The sequence below is a fragment of the Mycoplasma sp. 2575 genome (assembly GCF_053851635.1).
This window is the reverse complement of the sequence record NZ_JBSQBB010000010.1, coordinates 1-16,257: the sequence shown is the minus strand read 5'-3', so window position 1 is coordinate 16,257 and position 16,257 is coordinate 1. Positions and strand designations below refer to the sequence as shown.

The window sequence follows — 16,257 nt, the reverse complement described above, 5'->3', positions numbered from 1 at the left end:
ATTTCCTAATAATTTAGGAATTGATAATAAAAAAATAATAGCAAAGCCATTATTTTTCTACAATAGGATATACTGAAGCAAATTTTCTATTAATTCTATTTTCGAATTTTACAATACCATCTATTAAAGCAAATAATGTATCATCTTTTCCTTTGCCTACGTTATTGCCAGGAAAGATTTTTGTTCCTCTTTGTCTATAAATAATGCTTCCGGCTGTTACAAATTGTCCATCAGTAGCCTTAACGCCTAATCTTCTACCAGCCGAGTCTCTACTATTCGAGGTTGTTCCACCAGATTTCGTATGTGCCATGTCTTATTTCTCCTTAATTTCTGCAATTTGAACTTTTGTATAAGGTTGACGGTGACCTAATTTACGTTTATGAGTTGATTTAGCATTGTGTCTATAAACAACAATTTTCTTTGCTTTCCCTTGTTTTTCAATGATACCTAAAACAGAAGCAGCTTCTAAATATGGAGTTCCAATTTTATTTTCGACTGCTAAAACTTTATCAAAAACAACCTTGTCCCCTGCATTTCCATCGATTTTTTCGATATAAATAGAATCGCCTTTTTTAACGATTAATTGTTTACCACCTGTTTCGATAATTGCAAACATTTAAAATCTCCTTATATTTTGTCACATCTTTGAGGTACTTTTAAAAAGTTTAAAAACCTGTTTAGAATGGTTACTCTATAAGTAACTTGATTATTTTACCACAAATTTGCGTATATTTCGGCAAAATAAAAAAACAAGGAAATTATTCCTTGTCCTTATTCTAATTAATTATTCGTAATCTATTTTATTATCATCAAATTCTTCTGATTCATTATCATCAGTCTCAAAATCTTCATTGTCATAAAAATCATCAGCAAAGTCATTAACAAAGCCTTTGTCACTAAGACCTTCTTCATCATATTCTTGTGTCAAAGTATCTAAATCAATCATATTTTCATCGCCTAATTCAATATCGTCTTGTTCTTCATTTTCATCAAAATTTGTAAAGTATTTAATCGATGGTTTAATATCGTATTTAGAATGTTCTTCAAATGAATATAGTGCAGTTCCTGAAGGGATTTTCTTTCCAACAATAATATTTTCTTTTAGACCACTTAAATTATCTGTTCTAGAAGAAATGGCAGCATTAACAAGAATTTTCGAAGTTTCTTGATATGAAGCGGCAGCCAAAAACGAATCAGACAACAGTGGAACTTGTTTAGCACCTTTAATAACAACACTTCCATATGCTGGAATTTTGTTTTGAGATAATAATAACGAATTTTCTTCTTGATAATCAAAGATATCAACAATAGCACCAGCAAAGAATTTTGAATCTCCGGGATCACTAATAACAATTTTAGACATCATTTGTCTAATAATAATTTCAATATATTTATCACTAATAGCAATACCTTGAATGCGATAAATTCTTTGAATTTCTTTTAGTAAGTAATTTTGGACTGTTCTAACATCAGTTAGTGCTAATAACTCTTTTAGAATAATTGGGCCTTCTGAAAGCTTTTGGCCGACTTTAACATCATCACCAATAGAAACTCTTAATTTCTTATTAGTATTAACTAAAATAGATCTAGTTTCAATTTGATTTTTATTATTCAGAATTTCGATATAAACAACATAATCGTTATCAGATTTTTCAAGTTTTTCAATATCAACTACAATACCTTGATATGGCGAAATTGTTGCTGGTCTACCTCATGGTTGTTCATGAGCATCAATTAATTCAATTAATCTAGTAAAACCACCAGTAATATCTTCAACACCAGCAACCCCACCAGTATGGAATGTACGCATAGTTAGCTGTGTACCAGGTTCACCAATTGATTGAGCAGCTATGATACCTACTGCTTCACCAATATTAACAACACGGTTTGTTGCTAAGTCCTTACCAAAACACATTTTACATACACCATTACGAGTATTACATCCAAGGATCGATCTAATTTCAACTTCTTCAATACCAGCGTCAATAATTTTTTGTGCTATTTTATTAGTAATTAAGATGTTTCGGCTACAAATCAAATTACCTTCTTTATCATAAATTGGCTTATTTGAAAATCGACCAATTATTCTTTCTTTTAGAGATACAATAATTTGTTTTGTTTTAGTATCAATGATATTTCTAGCTAAAAATCCATATTCCGAACCACAATTTTCTTCTCTAACCACAATATTTTGAGCAACATCAACCAATCTTCTTGTTAAATAACCTGATTTAGCAGTATTAAGTGCAGTATCAGTAAGACCTTTTCTAGCACCATGGGTTGACGAATAGAATTCAAATGCGGTTAGGCCCTCGATAAATGATGACTTAACGGGAACTTCAACGGTCGAACGAACAACCCTATCATTTTTAGCATCAGCTTTAGTGGTTTTTGTATTGTTAGCCATCAGTCCACGCATACCAGCTAATTGAACATAGTTCGAAATGTTTCCACGAGCACCTGAGTTAATCATAGTGATAACTGGGTTTTGTGGATTTTCTTTAATGATTGTTTGCAATTCTTGTTGGATTTTATCTTTGATTTCAGCTCATTTTTTAATAGTTAACGAGTATCTATCATCATCAGTTATATAACCTAATTTGTAGTAGTTTTTTAATTTAGCAATATATTCATCACCTTCAGCGATATATTCTTTCTTCTTTTCAGTTTCTAAAATATCCGAGAAGGAAATAGAAATACCTGAAGTAGTTGAATAATCAAAGCCAAGTTGTTTAATATCGTCAAGAATAGAAGCAACAATATTTGTATATTTAAATCAAACCTTTTCTAACAATTTAGCTTTCTCTTTAGCACTTAATGGAATATGAATTTGTCCGCGGTATCTCTCTTCATTTTCTAAATTTAATTTTTGTTTTTCTTCTAAAACAAATTCAGTCAATAAATCTGCATGTTCTCTTTCAAGATTTTGGCCCTTGTAGGTTTTTAATTTTAGAAATTCTAAAACAATATCTGAATCTTGCAAATCATTAATTTTATCAATAACGCTAGCAACTTCCGCTATGCTTATCGTTGCAACATAGTTATCAAACATGTAACGAATAATCTTGGCAATATTCTTTTTATTAAAGGCATCTAGCAATGGCAAGGTCTTAATATATTCAGAAATATTTATACCAGCTTTAACTACATATGTTTTATTAAACTCATTCTTATATTCCTCTAAATTAATTGCCTTTATTACTTTATTATCAAAGATAAAAGGAAAATCTTTTGGAAACACATTATTAAAAATAAATTTACCAACTGTTGAAATAACATAAAGTTGTTGATTAATTGTATTTTTATTAAATATTTTAGAGTTTTTTACCTCTTCAGCAGGTAATGCTACCCTTGCATGTAAAGAAACTTTTTTAGCTTCAAGGTTCCTTATCATGTGATCATAATTGTCAAAGACTCTTCCTTCGCCCTTAGCATCTTTTTGTTCAATTGTTAAATAATATAAACCCAAAATCATATCTTGTGAAGGATTAATAATAGGTTCTCCATCCTTAGGGCCTAGAATATTTTTATTGGCAAGCATCAATTCACGACTTTCCAATAATGATTGTTCCGAAATAGGCACATGAACAGCCATTTGGTCACCATCAAAATCGGCATTAAAAGGGGTACATACTAAAGGGTGTAATCTTATAGCCTTTCCTCTAACTAAAACCGGTTCAAATGCTTGGATAGACAAACGGTGAAGCGTAGGAGCACGGTTAAGAAGTACTAGTTTTCCTTTAATTGCTTCAGCGACATGAGGTCAAATAATTGGATTTTGATCTTCAATTATTTTCTTAGCATTTTTAACAGTTGTTGCAACCTGTTGATCAATTAAACGAGCAATAATTCATGGCTCAAATAATTTTGCAGCCATCTCTCTTGGAATACCACATTGATGCATCTTTAAATTTGGCCCAACAACAATAACAGAACGGCCAGAATAGTCTACACGTTTTCCAAGTAAATTCTGTCTAAAACGTCCTTTTTTACCTGTTAGTGCATCTGAAATAGATTTAAATGGACGATTGTCCTTTGATAAAACAGGGTTAGGAGTTCTTCTTTGATTATCAATTAAAGCATCAACGGCTTCTTGAACCATACGTAATTCGTTTTGCGTTACGAGTTCAGGAGCATCTTTTTCTTGCCATTCTTGTAAACGATTATTTCTAATAATAACTCTACGATATAGCTCATTTATATCACTTGTTGAGTGTCTACCACCATCCAATTGAATTAATGGTCTAAGATCAGCTGGAATAACTGGTAAATTGTAAATTAGCATATTTGTTGGCGATTGTTTTGATTCAATAAACGCGTTAATAACTTGCAATCTCTTATATAATTTTTCCCTATTTTGTTTAGTAGTAGTTGCAAACTTTTCGGGATTTTTAGATTCTTGTAAATTGAGCTGATTAATTTGCTCTGTTACATAAGCTTTTTCAGCGACTAGATCTAAATTCTTCAATAGATACTCAATAGCTCTTGCCCCAGTCATAATTTTTGCGTCTGAGTAATGTTGGATGATATCATTTAATTCATAAAAGTCAATTCCATATTCTTGACCAATTTTTGAAGTAGCTTTTTCAACCAATTGCTCAATTGTTTCTGAAATTTCATCATAAGCTTCTTTATGGTCTGGATTTTTTGGATCAAAACGTGTTAATAATTCATCCAATGCTTCTTTATATATAACAGCAGCATCATTGATTTCGATTATTAAGTTTTTAGGTAATGATTTAAGTCCACCATCTTCTACAACAATATGATTTTTATAATAAATAAGATTTTCAAGTTCCTCTCTTCTAACTGTTTCAGATGAATTTTGACTCGAAATTCTTAAACCTAATAATTTATAAATAATTGAATGGTCAACCTTAAAAAACCAAAAATGAACAACAGGGCTATTTAACTTAATATGCCCCATATGATTTCTACGTGCTATTTTAGGCAAGATTTGAACATTTTCTTTACGACACAAATCAGTTCTTGTACAATATGAACCTTCATTTATTTTCTTATATTTATAACCACAAGTAGGACAACGATAATCTATCATTGGTCCAAAAATAATTTCATCAAACAAACCACCACGTTCAGGTTTATATGATTTATAGTTAATAGTTTCTGGTTTTGTAACTTCCCCATGCGATCAAGATTCAACATCCTCAGGAGTAGCTAATGATAAAGAAATTTTTCTAATTTTTGATTCATCTAATAAATCGAATTTTGCATTGTTTTTCATTATTCTGCTCCCCCATCTCAATCTTGTTGATATTTAGTATCAATTCTTTCATATTCAAGCTCATTTTCTTCTCGTGAATCATCATGAGTTTCAAGTTTTATGCACAAACCTCTTAGTTCATATGCCAAAACATTAAACGACTCAGGCATACCTGGCTTTGGCAACTTTGTTTTTCTTGCAAGCGAGTTATAAAGCTGATTACGTCCATTAATATTATCTGACTTATATGTTAATAGTTCTTGTAATAAATTTGCTGCACCATATGATTCGATGGCTCATGCTTCCATTTCCCCGAATCTTTGCCCACCATTTTGCGACTTACCACCAAGCGGTTGTTGCGTAATTAATGAATATGGTCCAACTGAACGAGCATGCATTTTATCATCAACCATATGATATAGTTTTAAATAGTACATTATCCCAACCGATATTGGTTGATCAAATGGTTCACCAGTGCGACCATCATACACAACAGATTTACCTGATGGATTAATTTTTGCTTCTTCAAGAATTTCTTTAATTTGATTATGAGTAATTCCATCAAATGTTGGAGTAACAAATTTTGTATTTAATTTTTGTGCAGCTAAGCCAAGGTGCAATTCTAGAACTTGTCCAATATTCATCCGTGATGGAACACCTTGAGGGTTAAGAACAATATCCAGTGGAGTACCATCTTCTAAATAAGGCATTTCCTCAACTGGTAAAACAACGGAAACAACGCCTTTATTACCATGACGACCTGCCATCTTGTCCCCAACTTTAATTTTTCTCTTTTGGGCAATTGAGACTTTAACAATCTTTTCAATACCGTCTTCTAGAACATCGCCAAATTCACGACTCAAAACATCAACAGCAACAACTGTACCATTATGACCATGTTTAACTTTTAGTGATGTATCCTTTTTTGAAGCAGTCTTTTGTCCAAAGATAGCTCCCATCAGTTTTTCCTCAGGAGTTGGGTTTTCTTCGCCTTTTGGCGATGTTCTACCAACCAAAATATCACCTGCAGAAACTTCAGAACCGACTCTAACGATACCATTATCATCTAAGAAACGCTTTGAGTGGTTTGAAACATTAGGAATATCAGTTGTTAAAATATCTTCACCGGCTTTTGAATGTCTAAATTGAATAGTTTGTTCTTCAATGTGAATCGAAGTATAGACATCATCCTTAACTAGTCTTTCTGATAAAACAACAGCATCCTCATAATTAAAACCATGTCATGTTGTGAAACCGACCAAAACATTCTTGCCTAATGCCATTTCACCATTTTTCATTGATGGACCATCAACTAGTAAATCTCCAGTTTTAACACTTTGACCTACCTTAACTAATGGAACCTGATGAATTAAGGTACCTTGATTAGATCTCTCGAAAGTTCTTAAATGGTATTCATCTTTCTTATTGCTTTCATCTCTCTTAATGATAATAACGTTAGCATCAACATAAGATACCACACCATCATATTTAGCAATAATGTTTGTTGAGGAATATTTAGCAATATCAGCTTCAACACCAGTTGCAACTAATGGAGCTTCAGGGAATAATACAGGCACAGCTTGACGTTGCATATTAGAACCCATTAATGCCCGGTTAGCGTCATCGTTTTCTAAAAAAGGAATAGCAGAAGCAGCGATCGAGGTCATTTGACGGTTTGAAACCCCAACAAAATTAACTTCATTAGCTGGGACTTCAAGATATTCATTATCACGACGAACCATTACCATTTTATCAACAATTATATCATTTTCAATATTGACGGTTGATTGCGCAAATGTATACCCAGCTTCTTCGATGGCTGTTAAATAGTGCGGACTTGAAAAATCTACCTTTTTGTTTTCAACCTTAAAATATGGCGATTTAATAAATCCGTATTTATCAATGTCTGCGAATGATGCAAGATTAAGAATAAGTCCAATATTCGGCCCCTCAGGAGTTTCAATTGGGCAGATTCTTCCATAATGGGTAGGGTGAACATCACGAACCTCAAATTGGGCGGTATCACGGTTTAGACCTCTTGGCCCCAGCGAGGTAATACGACGTTTGTTCGAAATTTCGGCTAACGGATTACATTGGTCCATAAATTGCGAAAGTTTTGATGTATTGAAAAATGATTTAAACTGGTTAAATATTGGTTTATTATTTGTTACATTCTTTGGCGTAATCTTTGATGTTTCCTTGGTTGAAATTCTTTCACGAGTATTTTTTTCTAATTTAATTAGACCGATTCTAAATTGATTTTGCAAAAGCTCACCAATAGTAACAATTCTTTTATTTACTAATGAGTCAGGATCATCATCGACACCAATATTAAACAATAAATTAAAATAGTATGATATTGTTGCAATTAAATCAGGAATTAGTAAAAAGTTTTCAGTTGAATTAGGATCATTACCTAGCACTTGAACTTTATTAATGTCATTTATCATGTCATTTTCTGTCGGATAAACTCATACCCTCGGAACAGATAAACGCAAAGCAAGTTTTTCATTTCCAGGCATATCCAATTGATTACCATATACTGAAGGATCAACATCAGGCAATTTTCACAAAGGAAGAATGCCTAATCTAAATTCCTCCGCAATCTTTCTTGCTATTTCTCAAGTAATTAACAAACCTTTTTCATACTTAACTTCACCATCCATATTAATGATATGCTCAGCTAAATAGGTGTTTACTAATCTTTCGGCGATATTTAACTTACGGTTCAAAGTAAAACGTCCAGTTTCAGTTAAACTGTATCTTTTTTCATTAAAAATAGTTGATGGAATTAAATTACGAGCCGATTCGGCGGTCATTCTATCACCCTTTCTAATTAAGCGATATATTGTTTCCTGGGCATCCCTTGTAATTTCCTCATCAGTATTACCTAATGTTTTATCTTTTCGTAAAGTTTCATTTAATTCTGGAATATCACCAAACATTTTCTTAATACCTTTTTCAGTAAAACCAAGTGCTTTCAAAAAGGTAGATAATAAGAATGATTTATTTTTATCGATATGCACCTTAACGGTGTCCGGGTTAGATGAAGTAGTTTTGTGGTATATTTCAACTCATGAACCGACTTGAGGAATAATTTCAACTTTATTAAACAAGTCATTAGCCTGCTTATTTCTTACATTAACTCCAAAGTAAGCACCAGTTGAACGAATTAATTGAGAGACAATAACCTTTTCTGAACCATTAATGACAAATGAGCCTCCATATGTCATAATAGGAATTTCAGCAAAAACAACTTCAGCAGGTGTAACTTCACCTGTTTCTTCATTAACTTGCTTTAATTTAGCCTTTAACTTACCTTGATATGAAGAACCTTTTTGTTTTGCCTCTTTAATACACTCAAATTCAGTTTTATTAGGATATTCAAAAGTAGCAGAATTTTCAATATACTCAATCCTTACTTTTCCGCGTGATTCAATTGGATATATGTTTCTCAATTCCTCTTCAACACCTTTGGTTAAAAATTGTTCAACAGAGTCTCTTTGCATTTTTAAGAAATCAGGAGTATCGAATTTCTTTTGACTAATTGAATAATCTCTACGTTCGGTAACCGGTCCAAATTTTCTTAAAACATATTCTGGTTTTTTGTTCATATCTAACCTCATTTTTTGTTTAAATTTACTAAAATATACTCAAAGTATTTACAACAGTTTACACATACGCATGTATGCGCATATTATATTATATAAAAAACACAAAAACGGCTTTTTAAGCCAGTTTTTTATGTTATCTTTATTAGTCTAAAACTACTTCAGCCTTAACTTCAGCTAATTTAGCCTTTAATTCTTCTGCTTCTTCCTTCTTAACATTTTCTTTTAATAAGGCAGGTGCTGACTCAACCAATTTCTTAGCATCCATTAAACCTAAACCTAGTAAATCCTTAACTGCCTTAATAACAGCAAGTTTATTTCCACCGTCTGATTTTAATGTAACATTAAATGTTGTTTTTTCTTCAACAACTTCAGCAGAAGCTGGAGCAGCGGCAGCAACAACAGCACTAGGATCAATTCCAAATTCTTCTTTTAGTCCTTCTACAAGTTCCATAACTTCTTTAATATTCATTTCTTTCAATGCTGAAACGAATTCTTCTTTTGTTAATTTAGCCATATTTTTCTCCTTAAAATTTTATTTTATATTTTGATTATTAAGTTTTACATTTCCTTTTGTTTAACTAACTCGTTTAGACCAATTGCAAGATTTCTAATTGGTGCAAGCAATGAGTTTCCAAGAATCATAAGTGATTCTTCATATGAAGGAAGTTTTGAAATTTCTTCAAGATTTTTTGCATCAACAACTTTGTTTTCATAAATACCAGCGACCAATTGTAAGGCAGGGTATTCTTTTTTGAATTTAGCTAATGCTTTTAGTGTGATTAAGTCATCTTCATTAGCAAAAATAAATATATTTTGGCCAACAAGATAATCATTTAATGTTTTGTGTTCTGTCGATAATAAGGCTTGTTTAACTAAACGATTTTTATAAACTTTTATTAAAACGCCATACTTAGCCAATTCTCTACGAATTGCTTGCAACGAACTAACATCTAAAGTTTTATACATAGCAACATATAAAGCCTTAGACTGATTTAGGTTTTTAGAAATTTCATCAACCACTAAGACCTTAGCATCCCTTAATGCGCTCATTTCTCCTCCTATTTTAAATTATGTTTTTGCAATATCAATAGTCAAGCATACTCGGTAACTTATTAAGCGTTTGCCGTTACTGTCTTCATATATTGCAAAAGCATTATATCATAGAAAAAATAAAAATTTAATATCATTATCATAATTTTCCATTATTTAATGTGTATTTATAGTATACAATATATTTTGACTCATTTTCTATTTTGATTATTTATATTTTAACTAGGAGTCAAAACAAAAGTCAAGCGTTTTTTGGTGTTTGACTCTTCTATTTTTTCAATCTATTTGTAGCAAACAAAAAAATTGGAATGGAAACTTTTTTACAAAATATAAGGATTTTATTATGACAGGTAAAAATGCAGCAATTACATCTTTTATAATATATATTTTTGGCGCACTTTTTTTAACAATAGCCTTAGTTATGTTTTTGTTTTTAGCTTTAGTTAACATAAAATCTAATTCTAATGAAGAAATATTTGAAGAAATATTTGTTATTTTACCTTTTTTACCTTTGGGACCAGCGTTGATATTAAATATTATAGGTTTAGTATTTTATTTTATAGCTATGGTTAAAACAGGTTTATCAGCAGCTAGAATATTAATGATAATCGGGTTATTTCTTCCACTTTTAGGATTAATAGGTTTAATTATTGCTATGACTGAACAAACAAATTTTAATAAAGCAAAAATTTATATAAATAATGGAAATTATTGTAGTTTATGTGGACAATTGTTACAAAAAAACAATCAAACAATACAAAATCCGCAAATCAACACTCAATAAGAGGCCACTATTATTAGAGAAGTAATACATGTTAGTGGTAATGATGCAAATCTAGAATAAAACAAAAATTAAAATAAACCTTAATACATAAAGTATTAAGGGGAAAATGGAAAACTCAAATGTGAAAAAATTTCATTTTTTCATTTTTCAGATTTTCTTAAGTTTTTGAGCAAAAATAAAAAGTGTAAAATTGACCATTATTTTCAAGCAAAACACACTTTTTGTTTTTTTATATACAATTTTTTTACAATTTCTAAAATTTCATTATAAGTTTCTTCATTGCTCTTATTAATAGCGGGGTTAATAAATCTTTCTTCAATTATTTTCTCGTTTCTTAACTTAGTTAACTTATTACAGTCTTTTAAAAAAATCAATTAACTTAGTATTGGTTATTTTTCAATAAAACCTTGTTGATGATAGAATTCATTAATTTCAAATATTGTAAAATAAAACAATTAATGCAATAAAATTTAGTAAAAAATGCCCTCGAATATGTTTTTCGGGTCAGATAAATATCGGTCAGATTTTTAGTGATTATTTCAATGTTTTGAGGTTTTCTTCAATTTGATATTGTTTGCGATAAACTAAAACAATTTCTTCAAGTTTAAGATCTTTTCTTGATGTTTCATAAACAAAGTAACCATCAAATTTTTCATCTTCTTCGATTTTGTCTAGATCAAGAATAAAACTCATTTTTCAACTCTTTATTTAAGAAAATATCTAACAAAGATGCTTTTATTACACATCCTCAACACTATACAAATTCAAAAAAAGAAATGAGTTTATTATCCCATATGATATTTTACTTACTTCATAAGTCTATAGGAAGTCATTTAGGTCAAAATCTAAGTGCCATAAACCTAAAGAAAAAACTGCTGGCAAAATAATGCATGAACAACCTAAAGAAATTAATGATTGATTAACTTTGAATGACTATGAAATGGATATAATAATCTATAGAAATATAAAATCAAAGAAAGTCATATTAACTTTGATAAATCGCTTAACAAAAAAATCTTATGCAACCATATCAAGACTCAATGCTAGAGCAATAAAAAAAGCTATCGAAAAATTGGCTGCTAGATTTAACTTTAAGATTAACACTTTATTAATAGATAACAGATCTGAAAACTATATGTTGGACAAGATAAAGAGTATCAAACAAATTTTTCACACAAATGCATTTGCTTCATCTCAAAAGGGTTCGATTGAGAATATGAATAAACTTATATTCTAAAAGAAAAAATTATTTGACTGATACAGCAATGATGAAACCTGATCCATAATGGACAAAATTAATAACGTTGTTCGGCATAATATTAAGCAATTTCCATTTCTGATGTCGGTTAATGCAGCTCAAAATTTCTTTCAGAATAATTAAAAGTTTAATGAACGAAATTGTATGTTAGATTAGTTATCCATGCAAACAAAAAGCAATTAGATATATGTAACTCTCAAATCCTTAGATATTAAAAATCAATGCAAATTGATTATTTTGTTATTGATTTTAATTAAAAATTCGCGTTTTTTTAGGAATGCTTTTGCATTTTTTTACATAAAATTATTCTAATAAAATTTAGTGAAGATGCACTTTTTCGTTTTATATTTAACAAATAATGTATATAATTAGGTGCATTAGGTATTTAAAATGAAAAATAAATTTAGTGAAAAAAGTTTTTTCTTATATGGTATTAATTTTATAGTTGGTTTTGGTTTTATAACAACAATCACAGGAATAATTGCTCAAGGTATATGAGGTATGTTAGTTTTTGCACTAACATCATTCATCAGTTTTAGTGTTATTTTAGCATTTGCGCGTGGAGCTCAAGCATTTGGTAATGAGGCCGGCGGTTCATATGTTTATGCCAAAAAGGCTTCAGCAAATAAATTTTGAGTCTTTTTTAATGGCTGGAATCAATTCTCACAGATACCGCTTTTTTCAGCCACGACAATTTTATTTTTTTCAACATTGCTATCAGAATTTGATAAATCACATCAATTAATCTATCAAATTGTTTCTCTTGTATTCTTTCTTTCTTTGACATTAATTGCAACGTTTGGAATAAAGACATCTAAATGATTTATTTTATTTTCTGCATCAGTAAAATGAATAACGATAATATTAGGTGTATCTTTAGGTATTTATTTATCCTTTAGTTCACTCGATTTTGCTAATAACATCTTGACAAATAGCAAAGTTTCAGTCTCAATAATTACTATAAATGTATTGAATTTTATTTATGCATTTGGTGGCGCAGAAGGTCTTGCAGGAATAAGCGCTAATGTAGAAACAAAACGCTTTAAAAAGATATTATTACTAATTTTTGCTGCTGTACTTGCAATTTACTTTACTTTATATCTCTTACTGTTAGGACTGCAAAAAGGATTTATTGGTGAATCCACTTCATTTTCAAAATTCTTTCAATCGTTATGAGGTTTAGCTGGACTTATAATTTTTATGATAGGTACACTATTCAATAGAATTTCAAGCACTCTTTCGGCAAACATATACTATTCAAGAATTGTTGCTCCTTTAGCTCATGATGGATTCTTACCTTCAAAACTAGGCAAGAAAAACAAGCATGGGGAATATAGAAACGCATTATTATTTGCAACAGGTTTTAGTGTTATATCAATGATTATTTTTACAGCAATACCATATGCATTAGGTATAAAAGATCAATTTAGTTTTATCCTTAATGCTGGTAACGTGGTTTTCTTAATGCAGTACCTTTTAGTAATAATTTCGATTTTAGTTATTGCATTCAAACATAGAACATTTAGGCTTACTTGATGAGAAACTACAATATTTATTTTGTCTATTATTTTAATAATTTTTATATTAGTAGTTAATTTTATTCCTCCGATTGTAGGCGATGAATACACAAAAGGAACTATATTTTTAGCACCTAGTTATCTAGGTGTAATGTTGATTGGCTTTGTCATTTGAGGAATATATTCAGCAGTAAAACGACGTAAAAAGAAAAATATTTCAAAAACTTATGAGCTCAAAATATAGCTATATTATCACTTTGCTAATTTTCCTGATTACTGGTTTGAATTTTTAGGTCTTAAAAAATAAATTTAAAATCATAAGTTTAATAAACATTTTTAAACTATAAAAATGTTGCAATTTAAATAAGAATTAACAAAATAAAAAATATAACCCAGAACGTAGCTGGGTTTAATATTAATAATCAAGTGTAAAAAGTTTATTCTTATGAGTTAATTTTCTTACATCGATTTCGTATTTTTTTATATATTCGTCATCGCTTTTATTATCCATTTTAGGATAATATCTTTCAAAAACAATAGATGCTTCGGCCTCTTCATGATAATGATTAACTCATATTGTGAATCCATCAATAACATCCAAAGTTTTATCTGCACTATACTTAATTTTATTTTTTCTTAAAATCTTTAAAAGGGACCATTTCCCTTCTCCTGGTTGTCATGTATCGAAATATAATGGATTTCTAAATTTCATTTCATCATTGATAGTTCTTGCATTTGAAATCGGTATTATAAATTCTTCATTTTTTTTGAGAGGAGATGCAAAATAATCACTTGTATTATTAAATTGATCTGGAATTAGCAATTTTACAGAATGAGGAAAGTACAAAAATGTAATTTCTTTAGCTTTTGTAAGCCAAATTTTAAATTCTTTTTCGTATCCTTCTTTATTGGTCGCATCATTATTTTCCAATTTCACATTTATAGCAAGCATATAATAGTCTTTAACTTTATTTTCATTAACAAAATCTATTAATTCTTGATATTTATTTTCTGTTTTAAAAGTTATTTTTCTAAAAGGTCTTTTAATTACTTCGCCTTTATCTTTATTGCGAAGTTTTGAATATAAAAGCGGATTATGAGAGTATTCAGCTTTATAAATCCCACCTGGTTTTATAATGTCTTCATGCTGTTCATTATCTTCAATTTTGTGAATTATACAACTTGTAGATAATAAAACAGTACTTAAAAATGGAACGATAGTTATTATTTTTATTCATTTATTTTTTTTCATTATTTTATAAATCCTCATAATTTAAGTGACTCTGTCATTTCGTCACCAGTTACATGTTTTTTTAACATATCTATCATATAAATATTTTTCAATTCAGGTGAAAACTTATTTTCGTATAGATATTGTTTCTTAATTTCTGGTAAATAACTTTCCATTGCTTCTTTTAGTTTTATTAATGGAGATTTTCTATGTCTTGGACTTCATTCTTCTGGTCCTAATGTAGTTATATCAATATGAAAGACTTCTTTTTTGTTTATATATTTATCGCTTTCTGTTATCGTCATATAATTAGAACCTAAAAAATAATGATTGTATAGCATCATTTGATTCACAGTAATATATGCACATATTCCTCCTCATTCTTCATATATATAATTAAAAGTGTCGTTTTCTCCAAATGTTTTTCTTGGTTCTGTTTTAAAAATTCAAGAATGATTTATTTCGTTATCGGCATATAAAAAGCCATTCAACTCATCTCTTATTCCAAGATTAGAATATTCCGATTTTTTTTGCATTTTGCAGTTCTGATAAATTAAGGTATTTAAAATTATTGAAATTTACTTTACTCTTTTTGCTATCTTTTTTATTTTTTCAATCTTCGTTTATGCTCTCGTTATTAGTCTTCTTTTTTGGTCTTCTATGATCCCCTATCATTAATTTGTCTCGATCATTTTTATTTAATATTGATATATCTCCGATGGTTTCTCTGTAATATACCAAATTATCATTGGACATGATTTCTGAACTTAAATTAGATATGTTTCAATTTGGATTAACCTCTATTATTTTTTCTTTTTCTTGATCAAATATTGAAAAACCACCTTTCTCATATCCTACTATATATGAATATTTATTTGTTTCCGGATCTAGATAATTTCTACCTACAAATTTCACTTTTGTGTCTTTTTTTCCAGTTAATTTTATAAAATCATATAAACAGTATGAAGATAATTTTTCTTTATATTGTCTTTCTTTCTTTTCCTCAATATATTTTGTATCCTCATATGGCATTATTTTTAATGAAAACCATTGTAAATGGTATAATGCTAGCTATCGTAGCTAAAAAACGCTAAATAATTTATTTTTCATATATTCCTTTTTTGTTTCTTCATATCTTTATTGTATTATTTTTAAGAAATAGTGTTAAATTTATATTTAAAATACTCATATATTTTCATAATTATTTTTTTGTATTTCCCAGTTTTGACATAAAAAATGCAGAATTTCAAACCAAATAATCTGTTTATACTATTTATAGTATAGGTTGTTTTTATTTTCTTATTTTTTAAACAACATTTTAATTTAATATAGTCATGTCAAAAGAATCTAATTTGGTCGATATTTTTTCAAAGCCTGGAAAGAGGGTTGATATAAATTCGCCAAAAAAAGAAATTATGAAATACAAAAAAGACATTTGATCGATTTATGATGATATTAAAAACAATGTTAAAAGATAGTTAAAAAATAACAAATATACCTCAAATTTAGGTAGATTTGTTATTTTTCCCACATTTCCCACTTTAAGTATAAAACCAGAGCCCACTGTGGCTCTATATTT

The 16,257-nt window shown here is 29.3% G+C and carries 14 protein-coding genes; 4 read left to right on the top strand and 10 right to left on the bottom strand.

The features are described 5' to 3' along the window. Positions 1-49: 49 nt before the first annotated feature. The 6 genes from rpmA to rplJ all read right to left on the bottom strand — a co-directional run bounded on the left by rpmA (position 50) and on the right by rplJ (position 9,888). Positions 50-310, bottom strand: a complete 261-nt coding sequence (gene rpmA, locus ACWXVU_RS02370) for a 50S ribosomal protein L27 (RefSeq protein ID WP_438340302.1) — start codon at positions 308-310, stop codon at positions 50-52. Between the two features lie 3 nt (positions 311-313). Continuing rightward, the gene (rplU, locus tag ACWXVU_RS02365) at positions 314-616 is read right to left on the bottom strand and encodes a 50S ribosomal protein L21 (protein ID WP_438340303.1); all 303 of its coding nucleotides are present in this window, start codon (positions 614-616) and stop codon (positions 314-316) included. 168 nt (positions 617-784) lie between these two features. Further along, a complete protein-coding gene (locus ACWXVU_RS02360) occupies positions 785-5,245 on the bottom strand; it encodes a DNA-directed RNA polymerase subunit beta' (RefSeq protein ID WP_456012116.1) in 4,461 nt (1,486 codons plus the stop codon). Next, positions 5,245-8,838: a DNA-directed RNA polymerase subunit beta gene (gene rpoB, locus ACWXVU_RS02355; protein ID WP_456012115.1), complete on the bottom strand. Its 3,594-nt coding sequence runs from the start codon at positions 8,836-8,838 to the stop codon at positions 5,245-5,247. Before rpoB ends, ACWXVU_RS02360 begins: the two co-directional genes overlap by 1 nt. Before the next feature lie 142 nt (positions 8,839-8,980). Then, entirely contained in the window at positions 8,981-9,352 is a 372-nt protein-coding gene (gene rplL, locus ACWXVU_RS02350; protein WP_438340306.1) for a 50S ribosomal protein L7/L12, read from the bottom strand. A 44-nt stretch (positions 9,353-9,396) separates the two neighbouring features. Then, positions 9,397-9,888, bottom strand: a complete 492-nt coding sequence (rplJ, locus tag ACWXVU_RS02345; RefSeq protein ID WP_438340307.1) for a 50S ribosomal protein L10 — start codon at positions 9,886-9,888, stop codon at positions 9,397-9,399. Positions 9,889-10,231: 343 nt separating this feature from the next. Between rplJ and ACWXVU_RS02340 the strand changes: the two genes are divergently transcribed. Continuing rightward, positions 10,232-10,672: a hypothetical protein gene (locus tag ACWXVU_RS02340; RefSeq protein ID WP_444704773.1), complete on the top strand. Its 441-nt coding sequence runs from the start codon at positions 10,232-10,234 to the stop codon at positions 10,670-10,672. A 534-nt stretch (positions 10,673-11,206) separates the two neighbouring features. On the opposite strand, the gene ACWXVU_RS02335 is transcribed toward ACWXVU_RS02340, so the two are convergent. Next, complete coding sequence (locus ACWXVU_RS02335) at positions 11,207-11,365, bottom strand: hypothetical protein (protein WP_444704774.1); 159 nt, start codon at positions 11,363-11,365, stop codon at positions 11,207-11,209. A gap of 193 nt (positions 11,366-11,558) precedes the next feature. On the opposite strand from ACWXVU_RS02335, the gene ACWXVU_RS02330 reads away from it, so the two are divergent. Both ACWXVU_RS02330 and ACWXVU_RS02325 read left to right on the top strand, forming a co-directional pair. Beyond that, positions 11,559-11,909, top strand: a complete 351-nt coding sequence (locus ACWXVU_RS02330) for a hypothetical protein (RefSeq protein ID WP_456012114.1) — start codon at positions 11,559-11,561, stop codon at positions 11,907-11,909. A 411-nt stretch (positions 11,910-12,320) separates the two neighbouring features. Then, complete coding sequence (locus tag ACWXVU_RS02325; RefSeq protein WP_438340311.1) at positions 12,321-13,691, top strand: amino acid permease; 1,371 nt, start codon at positions 12,321-12,323, stop codon at positions 13,689-13,691. 171 nt (positions 13,692-13,862) lie between these two features. On the opposite strand, the gene ACWXVU_RS02320 is transcribed toward ACWXVU_RS02325, so the two are convergent. The 3 genes from ACWXVU_RS02320 to ACWXVU_RS02310 are packed head-to-tail and all read right to left on the bottom strand — an operon-like array spanning position 13,863 to position 15,710. Beyond that, entirely contained in the window at positions 13,863-14,699 is an 837-nt protein-coding gene (locus ACWXVU_RS02320) for a hypothetical protein (RefSeq protein WP_456012113.1), read from the bottom strand. After that, entirely contained in the window at positions 14,699-15,214 is a 516-nt protein-coding gene (locus ACWXVU_RS02315) for a putative cysteine peptidase (RefSeq protein WP_456012112.1), read from the bottom strand. Before ACWXVU_RS02315 ends, ACWXVU_RS02320 begins: the two co-directional genes overlap by 1 nt. Next, the gene (locus ACWXVU_RS02310; RefSeq protein WP_456012111.1) at positions 15,189-15,710 is read right to left on the bottom strand and encodes a hypothetical protein; all 522 of its coding nucleotides are present in this window, start codon (positions 15,708-15,710) and stop codon (positions 15,189-15,191) included. The genes ACWXVU_RS02315 and ACWXVU_RS02310 overlap by 26 nt, the downstream gene beginning before the upstream one ends. Positions 15,711-16,012: 302 nt before the next feature. Between ACWXVU_RS02310 and ACWXVU_RS02305 the strand changes: the two genes are divergently transcribed. Further along, on the top strand, positions 16,013-16,156 hold the full coding sequence (locus ACWXVU_RS02305) for a hypothetical protein (protein ID WP_456012110.1): 144 nt from the start codon (positions 16,013-16,015) through the stop codon (positions 16,154-16,156). Positions 16,157-16,257: the final 101 nt, after the last annotated feature.